The organism is Marisediminitalea alba (genome assembly GCF_002993365.1).
GTDB classification, from domain to species: Bacteria; Pseudomonadota; Gammaproteobacteria; order Enterobacterales; family Alteromonadaceae; genus Alteromonas; species Alteromonas alba.
In genome coordinates this window covers 36,262-55,499 of the sequence record NZ_PVNP01000203.1, presented here as the reverse complement: position 1 = coordinate 55,499, position 19,238 = coordinate 36,262, and the positions used below count along the sequence as shown (strand labels likewise).

Sequence of the window (19,238 nt, the reverse complement as noted above, 5' to 3'; positions counted from 1 at the left end):
CAAAGTAATGACAGTTTCACTACATGACGATTATTTTGCTGTGGTGTGTCGTGAACGGGCACTACTGCAGCGCTTTGAACAGTACTTTACTTCCGCCCAGTTTTTTTCCCATTTCTTACGCCACATAAACGGACGCTGGCATACCGGGCATATTTTACGGGGTAAATCCGCTTTACGCATCGTCAATAGCCGAAAGTAACTGCTCTGCCTGTTCCTGCATGGCATCCACCGTATCCTGGGACATCCGATCGAGGCTTTTATAGATAAGCCCCATTCGGTGATTTTTGCTTAGTTTATCGCGGTGCTTAATTAAAAAGTCCCAGTATAAGTAGTTAAACGGACACGCGTTTTTACCGGTCTTTTTAGACACCGCATAGCCGCAGTTTTTGCAATAATCCGACATCCGATTGATGTACTGACCACTCGCCACATAGGGTTTACTGGCCAGATTACCGCCATCAGCAAACAGGATCATGCCGCTTACATTGGGCATTTCCACCCATTCAAAGGCGTCGGCATACACCAGCAGGTACCATTCATTTACCGCTTCAACCGATAATCCGGCCAGCAAACTAAAATTACCTATCACCATTAAACGCTGGATGTGATGCGCGTAAGCATGGCGTTTAGTATCGCCAATGCACTGGCGCATGCAGTTCATATTGGTATGCCCACTCCAGTAAAAGTCTGGCAACTTGCGCTGATGATTAAAATAATTTTCCTGCTGCAGGTCCGGCATGCAGTGCCAGTAAAAACCCCGAACGTATTCCCGCCAGCCCAGGATCTGACGAATAAAGCCTTCTACCGCATTGAGCGGTGCGACGCCGTCGAAGTAGGCCTGTTCCGCCGCTTTCATCACCTCCATGGGCAGCAATAACCCGCAGTTGAGATAGAATGACAAGTGGGAATGAAACAGCCACACGTTGCCCTCGCGCATGGCATCCTGATAATCGCCAAACTCTTTAAAGCGCTGTTCTATAAACTGATCGAGTACCTCTAATGCTTCGTCGCGGGTTACGGCATAATTGAAGTCTTTAGCATCCCCCATGTGATCGGCAAACTCAGCTTCTACCAGTTCAATCACTTCGCTGGTAATGTCATCCGGCGAGACAGTATAAGGCTTAGGCGGAGACACCTCCGCCGGTAGTGACTTGCGATTATCCTGATCGTAGTTCCATTTACCGCCGATGGGTTTATCGTCTTCCATCAACAGCCCGGTTAACTTGCGCATTTCCCGGTAAAAATACTCCATGCGCCATTGTTTGCGCCCTTCGGCCCACTCGCTGAACTGCTCAAGCGAGGCAATAAAGCGATCGTCATCGCAAATTTCAACCGGTATTTCCAGCTGATGTTGCCACTGCTGCATGCTCTTGAGTAGCCGGTATTCACCGGGAAACGTCACTACAACTTTGTCAAAACTGTGTTGGCTGCACGCGAGTTTAACTTCATTGAGCAGCGACCCCTGATTATTATCATCGTCGTAGCGCCGGTAAATAACATCGTAACCGTCGTCGCTTAACGCTTTAGCGAAGTGGCGCATGGCCGAAAATAACAACACAATCTTTTTCTTGTGATGCTTCACATAGGTGGCTTCTTCGCGCACCTCGGCAAGCAGGATATTATCCTGTGATTTGTTGCACTCCCTCAGGCACGACATCTCGCGGGAGAGCTGATCGCCCAGTACTAAACGTAATACCCCGGCCATTAATCCTCCTTAGTGTCCGCGTACGCGTCGAGTGCGCGCTGGCGCGATTGCTTGAGGTCAGCAATGGGCTTGGGATAGGTGCTGCCCAGTTCCACACCGGCTTTTTTCAATACCTCTTTGGGCGCATCCCAGGGTTTGTGGAGGTATTTGTCTGGCATGTTGGCAAGCTCAGGGCAGTATTTTTTTACATAACTGCCCTGCTTATCGAATTTTTCTCCCTGGAGTACCGGGTTAAAAATGCGGAAATACGGCGCCGCATCCGCACCTGATCCCGCGACCCATTGCCAGCTGGCAGCGTTACTGGCCCGGTCGGCGTCTACCAGGCAGTCCCAGAACCAGCGTTCACCTTTACGCCAGTCGATAAGCAGATTCTTGACTAAAAACGAGCCGACAATCATTCTTACCCGGTTATGCATATAGCCGGTTTGCCACAGCTCGCGCATACCTGCGTCGACAATGGGGATACCGGTTTTGCCTTTGGTCCAGGCGGTGTATTTTTCGTCCTGATTAAGCCACTTAAATTTATCAAACTGGCTGTTAAAATTTTTATCGGTAATGTCAGGAAAATGAAACAGCAGGTAGTAGCTGAACTCACGCCAGCCCAGCTCACTTAAAAAACAATCCAGGTCACTACTACTCTCATCGTCAAAGGCATTTAGCAGCGCATACCACACCTGATTAGGCGAGATTTCGCCAAAGTGCAGGTGCGGGGATAAGCGGGATGTGCCCCGTACCGAAGGGATGTTACGTTGATCCTGATACCCTTTTGCCGCGTGTTGAATAAATTCACTGAGTTTGTCAGCAGCGCCCTCTTCGCCCGGTTTCCAGTGTTTGGCAAATTCACTGTCCCAGTTTATCTCTGGTAGCAGTCCGGCATCATCGATGCCGTGCCCTTCATTTGCTACGTCGGCGTAGGTAATTCGTTCGGGCGCAGAAGACGGATAACGAGGGGCTGAAGCCTGCAGACAGCCTTTACGGTAGTAAGGGGTAAACACACGGTATACGCCGCCGTCCTGCTTGCGGATACTCATTGGCTCCCACAGCAGTGATCCGTTAAAGCTACTGACCAGGCAATCGCGTTCGCGCAAGGTCTGTTTTATCTCCTTGTCTCTGTCGATAACCGCCGGCTCGTAGCAACGGTTCCAGAATATCGCCTGAGCACTGAATTTATCGACTAATTCGGTGAGGATCTTCTTTGGCTCACCGGTAAAGCACTGCAGGTGACCATTAAGACGCTTGTTCAGTGAAACCAGAGAATGATGAAGCCACCAGTTTGAAGCCCCACCAGGTTGGTCAGCCTCATCGAGCTCTGTGTCAAAAATATACACCGGTACCACGGTGCCGTGCTCAACTGCTGCAAGCAATGCCGGGTTATCAATTACGCGTAAATCCTGCCGGAACCATACAATACATACGGGCTGACTCACTCTATTGTTCCTTTTTTAATCGTTGTTTTTGATGTGCCCTGCTTTGTACGTAAATAGCCTGAAAACGATCGCAATCATCACCATGGATTATGGGTTAATTTAGCCATTAAAACAGGCGGACTGTTTATTTTAAATTTTCTCATCTATGCTTAAATCCATATCGATAAGGACATCGTAAAGACTGCTATGAATATGACTTCTTCTAAAACGGGCCTGTACTGGTTCAGACACGATTTACGCCTCGACGATCAGCCGGTATTAACAGAGCTGGCTTCGCGTTGCCAAAAATTAATGCTGGTGTATTGCATCGACGAAGAATGGTTTACCCCCAATCAGTTTGGTTATTGCGCCATGGGGCACCACCGTCAGCAATTTTTGTACGAATCACTCTGTGCGCTAAATCAGCAATTAAATAACTACCAGCAAACGCTGCTGGTTGTCACCGGTGAGCCAGTAGAAGAGATTGCTCAACTTATAAAGGCTTATGGTGTTGATATACTCGGTGTCGGTGAGTATCCGGGGCTCAATGAACGGGAACAGCTTAAGCAACTCACCGCAAAGTATCCTGGGGTGCATGTGATCACGGGCAGTAATAACAGCCTGTTCAAGCCAACGAACCTGCCGTTTGAAGTAAGCGCGATGCCTGATAAATTCAGCCCGTTCCGTAAAAAAGTTGAAAAAGCCATGACACCGCTCCCTACTGTGGAGCCCGCCGCGCTGATACCTCCGCCTCCCATTGCGCTGCAAACCGACTGGCCATCACTGCCATTACAGCGAGGGAACTCTTCATCTTATAACGGCGGAGAACATGCCGCGCAGAAACAGCTTAAGTATTATTTTTTCGATAAACACCTTATTAGCCAGTACAAAGAAACACGCAACGGCCTCGACGGCTGGGATTATTCGAGCAAATTCTCGGCCTGGCTGGCCAACGGTTGTATTTCTCCGCGCCGCATTTATGCAGAATTAAAACGATTTGAAGCAGAGCACGGCGCAAACGACTCTACTTACTGGCTCTACTTTGAATTACTGTGGCGGGAATTTTTCTGGTGGCTGCAAGTAAAACATGGTGCCAAGTGGTTTGCCCCGGGCGGCATCCAACAGCAAACGACTCCAAGCATGCAGCCATCTGCTTCGTTGCTGGACTGGCAACAAGGCACCACTGACAACGCGCAGATAAATGCCTGCATGCGACAATTGAATGCGACTGGCTATATGTCCAATCGGGCCAGACAATGGGCGGCCAGTTATCTGGTCAACGAACTCGATGAACACTGGCGATATGGCGCAGCCTATTTTGAACAGCAACTGATTGATTACGATGTGGGAGCCAACTGGGGAAACTGGCAGTATCTGGCCGGTGTAGGCAGCGATCCCCGTGGTCTGCGCCATTTCAATATTGAGAAACAAGCGCAGATGTACGATCCTGACGGTAAATTCGTCAGCCTCTGGTCATGAGCCGGTTATGCCAGCCAACGTAGTTGCGCTTAACGGTTGTGATCCTTAAGCCATTCGTTTAATAGCTTTACCTGGCCACAGCGGTAAGCCGCATACATTAACCGAATGGAGTTTGACAGTACTTCGCTGTCATTCCAGCCGGTCTTTTCCTGTATTTCTTCATAACAGCTTAATGCCTCTGGCGTCACATAACCTCTGACCTGACGCTTACCGGCTTCACGCTGGCGTTCGCGGAAGCGTTTTTGTTTATCAGCATTAGCACGTGGATTTTTCTTAGATTCTGTCATGATACCCTGTATTTAGTCGAAATTTTTGTAGTGCAACAACCGCCGTTTAGTTCCCTGAATCAAAGGTGGTCACTAAGGTTGTGCACCACTTCGCGCATTTTAGCCTAAAATTAGAGTATATCCTTGCCTGACGGCAAAAAAATTACTGTTCAGAGTTGTTTAGCGTACAAGTGTTCGCTAAATTACGCACGTTAAAAATAATCGATGGGAATACAATGACAACGAAACAATCCAGTTTTAGCAAAGAAGACCTGTTAGCCTGTAGTCGCGGCGATATGTTCGGCCCGGGTAACAGCCAGCTTCCGGCTCCTAACATGCTTATGATGGACCGTGTGAGTCTGATCACTGATGAAGGCGGTGAGTTTGGTAAAGGCCAGATTATTGCTGAATTAGATATCACGCCGGATTTATGGTTTTTTGACTGCCACTTCCCTGGCGATCCGGTAATGCCTGGTTGTTTGGGCCTTGATGCCATGTGGCAGCTGGTGGGCTTTTTCTTGGGCTGGAGCGGTGGTCCGGGCAAAGGTCGCGCATTAGGGGTTGGTGAAGTGAAATTTACCGGTCAGATCCTGCCTACGGCAAAAAAAGTGACTTATAAAATTCAAATGAAGCGTGTAGTTAAACGTCGGTTATTTATGGGCCTTGCAGATGGCATTGTAGAAGTTGACGGCCGTGAAATTTACTCTGCGAAAGACCTGAAAGTGGGTCTGTTTCAGGATACCAGCGCTTTCTAACATTGGCTGCTACCTTTAGCTACCTGATAGTCTTTGTGCTAACAGTATTGCCAAGAAAAAAGCCCCTTTTACGGGGCTTTGACTCAAGAGATGTTAACGAACCACCACACCTAACTGGCGGTCTTCCATGGCCTCTCTGTACCCGCCTAACCATTCTGAGCGAGTATCGCTCGTTTGAAAGGGACATATTTCCTTAGAGCGACCGCTGATTCCTGCCTGATAGCCTTTAGCGTGAGCGCGAGTCAGTTTATCTCTTTTTTGTCTTTTCATTGAATAGCCTCATTTGTTGGGTTAACAGTGAACAGAATAGGCCAGCAACTCAATACAAAATCAGTGGTAGTGTGGCGTTTTCTGAGCACTATTTATTAGATAGTGCAAGGCTGGTTTTGGTTCAAGAGCGATTCGTTTTTTTTACGCTTGACAAACTATAACGATCTGAAATTTCTATTCATTTTATATTACATTTTTTTTTCATAATTGTTTCAGCATTTAAAAAAAATTGGTCTAAAAAGCATTGCAAGTTGGTACAGGTCGAATTATGACCACTTTTTAGATGCAATTTATGCTTATATAGCAGTTATTTAGCGCTTAATTATACGAATATTCAGGGTGTTAATTAACGATACGAGTACAAAGCTCAGCAACATCAACAAATACCACGAACTCAGCTTGGCTAGAGACACCATTTTCCATTCTTCATGCTGATTAGGGTATATCCAGATATTAGCAAATGTTGCGATATTTTCTGCCAACCAGATAAATAAAGCCACCAGAAACCAGCCAAGCAATAATGGCATATAGCGGTGTGTTTTAATGATCCGAAAATAGATACGGGTGCGGTAAAACATTACCACGGTAGCAGCCAGTAATAGCCAGCGAAAATCCGGGATAAAGTGATGCGAAAAGAAATTAATATAGATCAGGCAAACTAAAGCCACGGTGAGTTTTTTAGGTGGATAATGACTATATTCAAACTCAAATATCCGCCATACGCGGGCAATATAGCTCCCCACCGCACTGTACATAAAGCCGGTAAATAAAGGCACGTTGCCGATACCAAATACATAAGCTTCAGGATACGTCCAGGAACCAATGGCATCTGATGTCTTGAATAACTCCATCACTGTGGCCACCAGATGAAAAACAATGATGACCAGCGATTCCCTGAGCGTTTCCAGTTTTAAAACCAGCAGGACAACCTGAAATACTATCGCGGCGATGAATATAAAGTCGTAACGGTGCAATTCGTCCAGCGGATACCAGAGGTTCGTGCCTATCATTAGTGCCAGCAAAAAGCCGCCAAATATACAGGCATTGGCCTGCTTAAGTCCGAATATCCACAGTTCCCTGATAAATTGCTTCACCGTTGTTGGTTTTATTATTAGCGTTGGTCAGTAAAAAACACCCGGCTAATTGCCGGGCACTTTGAATGATTTTTGGTGTAACGGTTGTTTATTTTTTAACGCGGCGGCGGAACACGGCCAGCAACGATAACAACGCAATGCCATACCAGCTTGCTGAGGCTCCCTGGCGCTCATAAGGTGCTTCTTCAACACCATCACACTGCTCAATGCTGCCGGTGCTGTTAGGCGTAAGCTTAACGGCGACAACACGGTCTGTCTCAACGGTATCACCTGCATCGGTTAATACTTCTTCACCGGTAATGTAGCGCTGTGTTGAAATGTAGCGGGCATTGGCAATAATTTCGTCATTATCGTTTATGTCCATAGCGGTGACCAACGTATACTGCTCACGCTGTTCACAGGTAAGAAGCGTATTAAGATCAACAAACTCACCCACATTCATGTCGTACATAAAGGCGCGTAACTGACGACCCGTCTGCACATCTGACTCGTATTCGCCCTCGCCTACAACAATGCCGTTATTGTTGATAGCACGTGGAGTGACCGCGGCTGTCTGGAAGAAACCTTGCGGATATTCCGACTCACCGCTGTCGATGTTATAGATAAACATCTGGTTACGGGCCACACCGTTGTTCTCGCGCAGCACAGTACCGACAACCCAGTTATCGTCGTTAATATCTACCGCTGAACTGCTAAGGTTTTCTTCACGAGGTAACAACTCTGTGGTTTCACCATTGGCGAAGGTAGCAGCAACAATATTGGCGTAATAAGCCGCCCGGCCACCTGGTAATGTATAAATAATACGCTCACCAGTATGAGAGGTACCTACTGCGATGCCATTGTTGTTGATGGCATAAGCGGTACTGGTGTACCCCGTAGAGTCTTCATCTTCTGCCGGTTCAAACACCATACCGTACTGGGTAGAGGACAATACGTTGCCCTGGGCATCCAGTTGCCAGGTTACCGCACGGCGGTAACTGCCAGCCGTAATGCTTCTGGCCAGATTGTAGATACATAGCTCTACCGGCGTATCGCCCCGGGTTTCATCATCATAGCACTCGTCGATATCAGTTTGATAATCTTCAGTAAGCGCAACGCTGCCCCAGCCAGCCACTTGTAACGGTTCATTGATGGCAAAGGCTTCACTGAAGCCATTAATACCGGTATCGCCTGGCATCGTTGGTGGCAAAGCCGTGGTTACACCATTAGCTTCAACGAAAGCCTGAGTCAGCGTGTCGTTTACGATATAAGTAAACTCATTACTGTCTTCATCGGTGTAATCCACTTTGAAAAACGGCGTGCTGCCGGCGCCCACAAAGAAGTCGCCACCTACGGAGTCATTTACCTGGCTATAGGCACTGCGGGTGTAGTCTTCGAAGGTTTCATCAATAACGTCAAAGCCGGGGATTAAATCGGCAGTCACCGTATCGCCATGATAACTACGATAAGTCGCTAATGACTGAATAAGAATATTGATACCGTTGCTGCCACTGCGACCGTTCACAACATAGGCATACAGCGCCTGGTAGTCGGCATTACTGAATACCCCCTGTTGAACCGCTTCAGGATCTTCAAAGCGATCGGTAAATAGCTCGTTTTCAAAGTCCAGTATCGACAGGTCGATTGGCGGATTATATTCCGACTCACTCACCACCACCATGGTGCCCGTGTTATCAATGGACTGAGCAAAGTTAAAAAATGATTTGTCCTGCACCGGTGCCAGGGTTAAATCATAGGTTGCTGCAGTCGCTAATGGCGATACTGCAACGGCAGTGACCGCGGAGGTTGCAAGGATTACTGCAGATGCAAGCTGTTTTAGTTTCATTCAAAATCCTGTTTACTGCTGTCAATCTTCCAGCATACTTTCTAGTTCGTCCCAGCGCGCATAAGCCTGGGATAATTGTTCTTCACTCTCAGCTAGCGCATTGAGTACGGCGCTGGTCTGTTCGCTGTCCTGTTTAAAAAATTCAGGATCATTCACCAGCGTCTGTTGTTCTTCTACCTGTTTTTCTAATTTCTCAATTAGCGCAGGTAAGTTATCGAGTTCGCGTTGATCTTTATATGATAACTTTTTCGCCTTGCGCGGAGAAGCCTTTGCAGTCGGACTGGCTTTTTCTGATTTAGTTTCATTTTTTACCGATTTAGCGGAAGAAATATAAATGGACTTCCCCTGCCCGGCATACCAGCTCTCTATATCAGAATAACCGCCGACAAATTCCTCTACTTTGCCGTTTTCGGTAAACAGCAAACTGGAATTTACAACATTATCAACAAATTCGCGATCGTGGCTGACTAAAATCACCGTACCTGTGTAATTAATCAATAACGTCTCGAGCATTTCGAGAGTTTCCACGTCCAAATCATTGGTTGGTTCATCCAGAATAAGCACATTACTGGGTTTAAGCATTAAACGCGCTATCATCAGACGGTTTTTCTCGCCACCGGATAAAGACTTCACCGGCGCATTGACTCGCTCCGGGGTAAACAGATAATCCTGCAGATAGCTGATAACATGACGAGGATGGCCGTTGACCATTAAGTCTCGCTTACCATCAGCCACGACATCAATTACTGATTTTTCTAAATCCAGGCCCAGACGGTGCTGGTCAAAATACGCCACTTCCAGGTTAGCCCCCTGCCGACTACTGCCGGATACCGGCTCAAGCTCGCCTAACAGCAACTTGATTAAAGTACTTTTACCACAGCCGTTAGGGCCAATCAGGGCAATCTTATCGCCGCGCAATACGGTTAAATCCAGGTCTTGTACAATAGTCTTGCCTTCAATGGCATAGCTTAAGGCCTGGGTTTCAAACACCAATTTTCCGGAACGAGCCGCGGCCTGCTGCGCCATAGCTGCATTTCCAGTGAGTTCACGGCGGGCAGCGCGCTCTTCGCGGAGCTTTTTCAGCGCCCGCACCCGGCCTTCATTACGGGTACGCCGGGCTTTAATCCCCTGACGGATCCAGACTTCTTCCTGAGCCAGCTTTTTGTCAAACTCTGCCTGCTGGCTGGCTTCCACCTCCAGGTCGTGCTCTTTTTTATCCAGGTACGTCTGGTAATTACCCGGGTAGCTGGTGAGCTGGCCACGGTCTAAATCCACGATGCGGGTAGCCATGGCTCGGATAAACGCCCGGTCGTGACTGATGAACACAATGGCGCCCTGATACTGCTGCAGGCTTTGTTCCAGCCAGCGGATCATTTGCACGTCCAGATGGTTGGTGGGCTCATCGAGCAACAGAATATCCGGCGAACGTACCAGCGAGCGCGCCAGCGCTGCCTTTCGTCGCCAACCACCCGACAGCGATGCCAGCGAGGCATTGCCATCCAGTTGTAACATGGTCAGCGTCTGTTCAATTTTTTGTTCAAATTGCCAGGCATTCTGAATTTCAAGCTGCTCCTGTAGCGTCTGCAACTTGTTGAGGTTTTTTTCGCTGGGATCGTCTGTGACCAACTGAATTTGTTTGAAATAGCCTTTAAGAATATCGCCCACTTCAGCCAGTCCTTCGGCCACGTAATCAAATAAGGCAATGTCAGTGGTTTGCGGCGGATCCTGCTCAAGACGAGCAATAATGGTATCCCGTTCCACAACGCGCTGGCCGTCATCGGGGATCACATCGCCACTGATCACTTTCATCAGGGTGGATTTACCACTGCCGTTGCGGCCCACAATACATACCCGCTCGCCCGGTTGAACCACAAGTTCAACACCGTCGAGCAAAGGCGGCGTGCCAAATAGGACAGAAATATTTTTAAGTTGTAACACACTCACTTCAGAAACAGCTCCAGTTCATCGAGCGTAAACGGCCAGCCAAGTTCTACGCCGTTATCCTCACGCTTTAATACCGGTATACGCACCGCGTACAAATGATAATGGTCGGTATTATCACGGATATTATGTTTGGTAATTTGCAGTTGCTCGTAGACGGATGATTGCCTGAGCAGCTCATCCGCATCGTCACATAAACAGCACTGTGGCCCGGTAAAAAACGCTATCTTCATGATAAGGTCAACACATAGCACTGGTGAATGTTGCTGTGGCGGGCAAAATCCTGCGGAATGGTTTGTGCCGAGATATTATCAACCGCTAAGCCCAGCTCTGCCATGGCCTCGTTGTCCAGCTTAAACCCACGTTTATTGTTAGAAAACACAATCATGCCGCCCGGATTCAGACAGCGTCGAACCTGAGTTAATAACATCACGTGATCTCGCTGAACGTCCCAGGTAGTATCCATTCGCTTGGAGTTGGAGAATGACGGCGGATCAACAAAAATCAGGTCGTACTTACCATTGTGACCGACTAACCACTGCAAACAATCGGATTGTACAAAGTGGTACGCCCCGTTGAGTTGATTGAGTTTAAAATTGTCTTTCGCCCAGTTGATGTAGGTGTTGGACATATCGACTGTTGTTACCGAGCGGGCACCACCAAGCGCCGCCGCAACCGACACACTGCCGGTATAAGAAAACAGGTTTAGAACGTCTTTACCATTGGCCATCTGTCGGACTTTCTGACGGGTAATACGATGATCCAAAAACAAACCGGTATCCAGGTAATCGGTGAGGTTAACGTAGAGTTTGGCGCCGTTTTCCCACACCACTTTACGGTTACCGGTGGTATTCACCTTTTCGTACTGTTGTTTGCCTTTTTTCTGCTCACGCACTTTGAGCATGATTTGCTTAGCCGGTACGCCTGTGACTGCCGGTAAATACAGCAGTACTTCCTGCAGACGGCGACGGGCTTTCTCGGCATCAATGGTTTTAGGCGGTGCGTATTCCTGCACTACCAGGCAATCATCGTATACATCAATGGCTACGTTATATTCGGGCAAGTCGGCGTCATAAATACGGTAGCAGTTGGTATCCTGTTTTTTGAGCCAGGGCTTAAGCTTTTTAAGATTCTTTTTCAGCCGGTTGGCAAAATCGTTATCCTGACTGTCACCAAACTGTTGGCAGTTGTTGGCGTCGAGCTGATAATTAACCAGTTTACACTCGAGTTTGCCGTTCATCAGGCTGTATTCTTTATTCCCGCGCAGCTTTAACAGCCGTAATAATTCCCGGTTACTGCTTAACAACGACACCTGCCAGCCCTGCCAGTGTTGCTTTAACTGCTCGCCCCACTGAGCAAACAAAGGAATAAGTTCGGTGAGCTCACCTAAACGCTCGCCATATGGCGGGTTAGACACCAGATAGCCCGGTTCAGTTATGGCTGCAGGCGGGGTAAATTTGGTCGCATCAATCACGTTGAACTCGATGAGTTCAAACACCCCTGCCTCATTGGCATTCTGTTTGGCAATGGCGATTAATTTACGGTCGATATCGCTGGCAAATAACGTAACGTCGGGCTGAATTTGGGCAGACTTAGCGTCTTCAATTAATGCCTGCCAGTCACCTTCCCGGTGACCCAGCCATTTGCTGAACCCCCAGCGAGTCCGGCCAAGACCCGGGGCTTTATTCCTTGCCATGAGCGCAGCTTCGATGACCAGCGTACCGGAACCACACATGGGATCCAGTAACGGCTTCTCCATATTGGCAACCCAGCCACTACGCATCAGCATGGCTGCCGCCACATGCTCTTTTAAGGGGGCAAGGCCGGTATCCTGACGGTAGGCGCGCTGGTGCAGGCTGCCACCAGAAAGCTCAATACCAATGAGTACTTTATCGCGGTGCAAACGGCCGCTGATGACGATATCCGGAACGTCGCGATCTACGTTAGGGCGCGAACCGTCTTCTTCATAGAAGTGATCAACAATCGCATCTTTGATTTTTAAGGCACCGAACTGAGTATTATTAAAGGCTTTACTGCTGCCATTAAACTGTACTGAAAATGTATTATTCACGGCAAAATGCAGCGACCAGTCGACGTCGCGGGCGCTATCGTATAGCGCTTCAGCCGTGCCTGCGTTACCTTCGTTTAAGATCCAGATAACCCGGTTAGCCAGGCGCGACCACAAACATACCTTATAGGCCGCCTGTAAGTTGCCTTTTACCCTGACGCCACCACGGGCTATGGCCAGCTCTGCATCAGGGCAAAGCTCGCTTAGCTCCTGTTTGAGCAGCTCGTCGAGACCGCGACTGGTGGTAACTAAAAATCCGGGCTGAGTTTGTGAAACAGACATTAAAGGCCTTCAACCAGTTGTTTAATTAACGCTGGTCCCTGATAAATAAAAGAAGAATATACCTGAATAAGCTCGGCACCGGCCGCCATTCGGGCTTTAGCACTGGCGACGTCATGGATACCGCCGACCCCGATAATGGGCATTGTACCGTTAAGTGCTGTGTGTAATTGTTCGGTGATCAGCTGGCTTTGATTCACCAGCACCTCACCGCTTAAACCACCTGCTTCATTGGCATGCTCGAGGCCTTTCACTGATTCGCGATCCAGCGTTGTATTGGTGGCAATCACGCCGTCCATTTCTGATTTTATCAGCGACTCGGCAATGCCATTCACTTCTTCAGGGCTTAAATCCGGCGCAATTTTAATAAACAGCGGTACATACTTACCGTGCACCTGAGCCAGTGCGCCCTGGGCTTCTTTCAGACCACCCAGCAGCGCCTCCAGTGCTTCGCCATACTGCAGGTTTCGTAGACCCGGCGTGTTTGGCGAGGAAATATTGATGGTTACATAACTGGCATGTTCATACACTTTGTTGAGGCATTTTAAGTAATCGTCCAGCGCGTTAGCTTCTTCGGTGTCTTTGTTCTTGCCAATGTTAATGCCCAGCGCGCCGTCATATCGACTGGCCTTTACCTGGTCAACCAGATAATCTACGCCTTTATTGTTAAACCCCATGCGATTAATGATGGCGTTTTTTTCCGGTAAACGGAACAAGCGCGGCTTGGGGTTACCCGGCTGCGGACGAGGTGTGACTGTCCCAACCTCTATAAAGCCAAAGCCCATGGCGGCAAACGCATCAATGCACTCACCGTTTTTATCCAGGCCGGCAGCAAGCCCTACCGGATTTCTGAAGGTAACACCTGCAACCGTCACCGGCTTATCCGGAGTGTTTACCCGGTACAGTGCCGACAGCGGTGTGCGCTGGGTGCGGTGTAACCATTTAATACTGAAATCGTGGCTCTTTTCGGGTTCGCAGTTAAGCAAAGCTTTTTGGATAAGTTCGTACATGAAGTGTAATAGCGCCATAAATTAAAGCCCCGGCGGCTAATTATACCGGTCGGGGCTGTGAAGATATTGTATGCAACCTTACGCTGACAAACGCCAGCGAAAAGCAGGTATCAACCCATGGTTGCGTAGTTTACTGGTTAGACTTCATGCTTAAAAGCATCAATTCACGCAGAGCAACAGAAAACTTCGCAAAATCGTGGCTCGAGCTGGTTTTAAACTCACTCATCATATGATACCAACGTTTTAGCAAAGCTTCATTATTTTGCATCCAGTTGTCTAAAATCGCATCCGCATCTTTCGATTTACCGTTGCCGGCCAGTAAAGTGGCCACAATCGAGCGCTGCTGCCAGTCGAGCTCTTCACGATATGATGCCCGGGCGAGTGCCTGCCAGTGATTACCCACCGGTTGATTATTAATTTGCTCAAGGAACCAGTGCAGTTCAAGGGTTGAGCCTAACTGATAATACAACCGCCCGACTACATCGATGCTGTGCGAGCCCTGCTCCACTACCTGAGTGAGATCCAGCGCACTGAACAGATTACTGAAGGCTGCAACCCGGGCCGCGATGTCCTTCGGAACGCCTTTTTCCATCCAGTTTTGAGTGGCTTTCTCGAGCTGGCTGATTTCCTGTTCTACCAGATAGTTCGACAGGTTCTCACACAGGTCATTTACCGCAGGCTGATACTTCTCGATGCACTGCTGAATATCATTGCAGTTATCACCGTGGCGAATATACCAGCGAGTGCCGCGACGCATTAAACGGCGCGCCGATTCCAGCATAGACAGTTGTACCTTGGCATCCACTTTATTGTCGAGGCTTTCAATGTCCTTCCACAACTGGCCGATACTGAAGACCCCCTTAACGATACTGTAAGCATTGGTGATTTCCACAATATCTGCGCCGGTTTCTTCCTGCATGCGATAGACAAAGTTCGCGCCCATATCGTTAACCATATTGTTAGTTAACTTGGTGGCAATAATCTCTGCCCGCAGCGGATGCTGCTGCATTTGCTCAGCAAAGCGCTCGCGCAATACCGGCGGAAAGGCACTGATCAGCAACTTACCGTGATACGGATTGTCGGTAAGGGCCGGGATATTCAGCTGGTCTTTTAACACCATTTTACCGTAAGCGGTAACCACACTCAGCTCTGGTCGGGTCAGGCCGCGATTCTGTACCGCGCGGTCGGAGATTTCATCATCGTTAGGGATAAACTCCAGTTCGCGATTTAACGCGCCATCGCGCTCAAGGCCATGGATAAAGCGTAACTGCTCTTTAAGCGAGGAAACGCCGGTCATCTCGGTGACCGAGATAGTTTGGGTCTGACGGTAACAATCCTGTAGCACTATTTTAGCTACATCATCGGTCATTTCATACAACAGGTTATTTCTTTGCTTAACGGTCAGATCACCATTGCTTACTAATGCATTCAGCAGAATTTTGATATTGACTTCATTATCCGAGCAATCAACCCCACCGACGTTATCGATAAAATCGGTGTTCACCCGGCCACCATTCGCTGCGAATTCCATCCGCCCTAGTTGGGTAGCTCCCAGGTTACCGCCTTCACCGATAATTTTGGCTTGAATGTCGCACCCATTCACCCGCAACGCGTCGTTGGCTCTGTCGCCCACATCGCTGTGGCTTTCCTTTTTGCTTTTCACATAGGTGCCGATACCGCCGTTCCAAATAAGATCGACCGGCATTTTAAGGCAGTTATGGATAAGCTCCGTAGGTGTCATCAAGTTCTGACGGGTACCCAGCCAGGTTTTCATTTGTGGCGTTAAGGTAATCGATTTAGCCGCTCGGCTAAACACACCGCCGCCCTTGGAGATCAGCGATTTATCGTAGTCATCCCAGGTCAGGCTGGGGTTTTCGAATAACCGCTGACGCTCTTTATAACTTTTCGCCGCGTCCGGATCCGGATCAAAGAAAATATGCAGGTGGTTAAAGGCAACAATCAGGCGCGTATGCTCAGACAGCAACATACCATTTCCAAATACGTCACCGCCCATGTCGCCTACGCCAACACAAGTGAAGTCAGTGGTCTGACAATCGATACCAATTTCGCGGAAGTGACGTTTAACCGACTCCCAGGCACCGCGGGCAGTAATGCCCATCTTCTTATGGTCATAGCCAATACTGCCGCCTGAGGCAAAGGCGTCGCCCAGCCAGAAGTTGTATTCTTCCGAGATGCCGTTAGCAATATCCGAGAAAGTCGCTGTGCCTTTATCGGCGGCAACTACCAGGTAAGGATCGTCTTCGTCCAGTCGCACCACATTTTTCGGCGGGACAATCTCACCGTCGACAATGTTATCGGTAATGTCCAGCAAGCTGCGGATAAACGTACGGTAGCAGGCTTTGCCTTCTTCGAAAATTTCCTGACGGCTGGCACCCACAGGCAGTTGCTTACACACAAAACCGCCTTTAGCGCCTACTGGCACAATCACGGTATTTTTAACCTGCTGCGCTTTTACCAGGCCGAGAATTTCGGTACGAAAGTCTTCCTGACGGTCAGACCAACGTAAGCCACCACGAGCTACGCGGCCGCCGCGTAAATGCACACCTTCAATTTTCGGGCTATACACAAAGATTTCATACTTCGGCAGCGGCAATGGCATTTCCGGGATCAGCTCAGGCAGCAATTTAAACGACACATAAGGCTTGTCGCTGCCGTCTTCTGCCGGTTGATAGAAATTGGTCCGCAGTGTGGCGTTGATCATATCCAGATAACGACGAATGATACGGTCGTCATCCAGGTTACTCACCTGGTCCAGCGCTTCGGTAATTTTATCCTGCAGCGTTTGCTGACGCTTCTTACTCGGCTTACGGCCCGGATTAAAGATCAGCTCAAAATAGCTGATCAGCATTTCGGCGATGTGCGGATAATTCGACAGTGTATTAGCAATATAATCACGGCTGAAACTGCTACCGGTCTGGCGCATATACTTAGCAAACGCACGCAGAATGGTCACGTTACGGCCAGTCAGCTCTGCACTCAGTACCAGACGGTTAAAGCCGTCGTCTTCCAGATCGTTGTACCACACCTTGGCAAAGGCATCCTGGAATAACTGCTGGGCTTTAACCATATCCAAATCGTGGCCGCTCTTGTGCAGCATAGTAAAGTCCATAACCCACTTGAGCGTGTCATCAGCGCACTGGATCTTATAGGGGCTTTCGTCGATAACCCGTAAACCAAAGTTTTCCAGGATCGGGAGCACATCAGATAAATGAATCGGTTCAAACAAGTGGAACAGCTTTAGCTTCACTATCTGGCTGTCGGATTGCTCTTCCTGTGGCCGATAAAACAACATCCCGAGGTTTTCTTCGGGTGTCAGTTGTTCCAGCTTTTCGATATCGACTAAGGCTGCACTGGGCAGGTTTTGCTCGGTGTAAGAAGGCGAAAAGGCATTGAGGTAATTACGCTCCAACATTTTCGCTTTTGCTTCACCATAGGCCGAAGATAATGCAGACGACAGGCGGTCATTCCAGGTTTTGGTTAACTCAATAATATTCTGCTCGATATCCTTCACGTCTAATTCCGCATTGTTGTCTTCTACCCTGGCGATGTAGTGAGTCCGGGCATACACAGACTCTGAGAAAAAGGTAGTAAATTCCACTTCCCCACTGGCATTCAGCGAACGCTTCAATAATGCCTGGGTTTCCTTACGTAACTGGGTGTTATAGCGCTCTCTTGGCACATACACCATGCAGGAGAAAAAGCGGCCAAAGGTGTCTTTGCGCACGAATAAGCGGGTAATACCACGCTCCTGCATCTGGAAAATGCCGCGGATAATTTCGGCCATTTCCTCTTCCGGCGTTTGCAACAGCTCATCCCGGGGGTAGGTTTCTACAATGTTGTTAAACGCTTTAAAGGCATGGGTGTCCGGATCGAACTGCGATAACTCGCAAATCCGCCGAATTTTATCCGACAATAACGGAATATCCTTGGTACTGCTGTTATAAAAACTGGCAGAGTATAAGCCCAGGAAGCGGTGCTCGCCGGTGACCTGGCCATTACTGTTAAACTCTTTAATGCCAACATAATCCATATACGCAGGACGGTGAACCCGTGAACGGCTGTTGGTTTTAGTCAGTAATAACAGGTGCTGACTTAACGCCTCGTCCCGCGCGGTTGCCGGCAGGTTAGATAATAACCGCGGTTTATCGCTGATGGAGTTTTTCATCAGGCCCAGGCTGCTGTCATTATCCGGTGTCCACTGGTGATCGCCCTCAATGGCACTGACCGAATAGTAGCGATATCCCATCAGCGTAAAATTGTGATCGCTTAGCCAGTCCAGAAAACGCAGCACGGTATCTTTATGGGATTTATCCACCGGTAATGTTTTGGCTTTACTAACCTTACCGGTAATGGCTTTAAGCTTATCCAGCATCGGCTGCCAGTCGGCTACCGCCAGTGACACTTCGTCGATGGTGGAATGCAGCTCTGAGGCCAATTGTTCCAGATCAGCTTTACTGGTTTGACGATCAACCTCGATAAACACCACGGTTTGTCTTAAGTTGCTGGTTTGATTGGCATCGAGAAAATTTACCAGTTTGTTGCTATCATCGCGCTCAATATTCATTGGGCTGTGGATCAGCAAATGAGCGGTAATGCCCAGACGATTTAGTGCCATACGCACTGAGTCGACTAAAAAGGGGACGTCTCGGATGATCAGCTCAACAATGGTATGGCTCGACTTCCAGCCGTGCTTTTCTATTTCCGGGTTGAATACGCGTACGTGGGGTGAGCTGGCATCGAAATGGGAGAAGGTATTCCACAGGCTGAGTGTGGCACCGTATAGATCGCTGTCGTTACGATTCTCAAGGTCGTCCAGAGAGATATTTTTAAAAAAATGCCGTCCAAAGGTGTGAATATGCTCACGGCTTTTGGCATCTACTTTTTTGTCGATAAGTGAAAAAACATTCTCAAGCAAAACTGAGTAGCGCTGAGAGTTAGCTGTCATGTGCTCTACCTAATGATGATTTGTAGTTAAGTATAGATTGTACCTACATATTTTCTCGAAAATATGACGGAATTAAAAGCCCTGTTTTTACATCATATTTACATTTTGGGTAACTATTCAGATTATGCAAATAAAAAGGAGCCTGAGCGGCTCCTTTATTGGTTACTTATGCGA

14 protein-coding genes are annotated in these 19,238 nt (G+C 48.4%); 2 read left to right on the top strand and 12 right to left on the bottom strand.

Annotation, left to right across the window (positions count from 1 at the left end):
- Window positions 1–30: 30 nt before the first annotated feature.
- Genes C6Y40_RS21035 through C6Y40_RS21025 form a run of 3 tightly spaced genes read right to left on the bottom strand, consistent with a single transcriptional unit; the run spans window position 31 to window position 3,132 of the window.
- Window positions 31–180, bottom strand: a complete 150-nt coding sequence (locus C6Y40_RS21035; RefSeq protein ID WP_105936357.1) for a DUF2256 domain-containing protein — start codon at window positions 178–180, stop codon at window positions 31–33.
- Window positions 173–1,705, bottom strand: a complete 1,533-nt coding sequence (locus C6Y40_RS21030) for a cryptochrome/photolyase family protein (RefSeq protein WP_105936356.1) — start codon at window positions 1,703–1,705, stop codon at window positions 173–175. Before C6Y40_RS21030 ends, C6Y40_RS21035 begins: the two co-directional genes overlap by 8 nt.
- Window positions 1,705–3,132 carry a cryptochrome/photolyase family protein gene (locus C6Y40_RS21025; protein WP_105936355.1) on the bottom strand — a complete coding sequence of 476 codons (1,428 nt, stop codon included), beginning with the start codon at window positions 3,130–3,132 and terminating at the stop codon, window positions 1,705–1,707. The genes C6Y40_RS21030 and C6Y40_RS21025 overlap by 1 nt, the downstream gene beginning before the upstream one ends.
- Before the next feature lie 192 nt (window positions 3,133–3,324).
- Here C6Y40_RS21025 and C6Y40_RS21020 point away from each other — a divergent pair, with 192 nt between their 5' ends.
- Window positions 3,325–4,590: a DASH family cryptochrome gene (locus C6Y40_RS21020; RefSeq protein WP_240622046.1), complete on the top strand. Its 1,266-nt coding sequence runs from the start codon at window positions 3,325–3,327 to the stop codon at window positions 4,588–4,590.
- Window positions 4,591–4,619: 29 nt separating this feature from the next.
- On the opposite strand, the gene C6Y40_RS21015 is transcribed toward C6Y40_RS21020, so the two are convergent.
- Window positions 4,620–4,877, bottom strand: a complete 258-nt coding sequence (locus C6Y40_RS21015) for a hypothetical protein (protein WP_105936353.1) — start codon at window positions 4,875–4,877, stop codon at window positions 4,620–4,622.
- A gap of 215 nt (window positions 4,878–5,092) precedes the next feature.
- Here C6Y40_RS21015 and fabA point away from each other — a divergent pair, with 215 nt between their 5' ends.
- On the top strand, window positions 5,093–5,611 hold the full coding sequence (gene fabA, locus C6Y40_RS21010; RefSeq protein WP_105936352.1) for a 3-hydroxyacyl-[acyl-carrier-protein] dehydratase FabA: 519 nt from the start codon (window positions 5,093–5,095) through the stop codon (window positions 5,609–5,611).
- Between the two features lie 93 nt (window positions 5,612–5,704).
- On the opposite strand, the gene rmf is transcribed toward fabA, so the two are convergent.
- From rmf to C6Y40_RS20970, 8 genes are all read right to left on the bottom strand, one after another.
- Complete coding sequence (gene rmf, locus C6Y40_RS21005) at window positions 5,705–5,881, bottom strand: ribosome modulation factor (RefSeq protein WP_105936351.1); 177 nt, start codon at window positions 5,879–5,881, stop codon at window positions 5,705–5,707.
- Window positions 5,882–6,192: 311 nt separating this feature from the next.
- The gene (locus C6Y40_RS21000) at window positions 6,193–6,975 is read right to left on the bottom strand and encodes a DUF817 domain-containing protein (protein ID WP_205664807.1); all 783 of its coding nucleotides are present in this window, start codon (window positions 6,973–6,975) and stop codon (window positions 6,193–6,195) included.
- A gap of 88 nt (window positions 6,976–7,063) precedes the next feature.
- On the bottom strand, window positions 7,064–8,800 hold the full coding sequence (locus C6Y40_RS20995) for a DUF3466 family protein (RefSeq protein ID WP_105936349.1): 1,737 nt from the start codon (window positions 8,798–8,800) through the stop codon (window positions 7,064–7,066).
- A 21-nt stretch (window positions 8,801–8,821) separates the two neighbouring features.
- A complete protein-coding gene (gene uup / locus C6Y40_RS20990; protein WP_105936348.1) occupies window positions 8,822–10,744 on the bottom strand; it encodes an ATP-binding cassette ATPase Uup in 1,923 nt (640 codons plus the stop codon).
- Complete coding sequence (locus C6Y40_RS20985; RefSeq protein ID WP_105936347.1) at window positions 10,741–10,974, bottom strand: glutaredoxin family protein; 234 nt, start codon at window positions 10,972–10,974, stop codon at window positions 10,741–10,743. The genes uup and C6Y40_RS20985 overlap by 4 nt, the downstream gene beginning before the upstream one ends.
- Complete coding sequence (gene rlmKL / locus C6Y40_RS20980; protein ID WP_105936346.1) at window positions 10,971–13,091, bottom strand: bifunctional 23S rRNA (guanine(2069)-N(7))-methyltransferase RlmK/23S rRNA (guanine(2445)-N(2))-methyltransferase RlmL; 2,121 nt, start codon at window positions 13,089–13,091, stop codon at window positions 10,971–10,973. The genes C6Y40_RS20985 and rlmKL overlap by 4 nt, the downstream gene beginning before the upstream one ends.
- Window positions 13,091–14,098, bottom strand: coding sequence for a quinone-dependent dihydroorotate dehydrogenase (gene pyrD / locus C6Y40_RS20975; protein WP_105936386.1), 1,008 nt, complete (start codon window positions 14,096–14,098; stop codon window positions 13,091–13,093). The genes rlmKL and pyrD overlap by 1 nt, the downstream gene beginning before the upstream one ends.
- A 130-nt stretch (window positions 14,099–14,228) precedes the next feature.
- Window positions 14,229–19,064 (bottom strand): NAD-glutamate dehydrogenase, encoded by a 4,836-nt coding sequence (locus C6Y40_RS20970; protein WP_105936345.1) that lies wholly within the window; start codon window positions 19,062–19,064, stop codon window positions 14,229–14,231.
- Window positions 19,065–19,238: the final 174 nt, after the last annotated feature.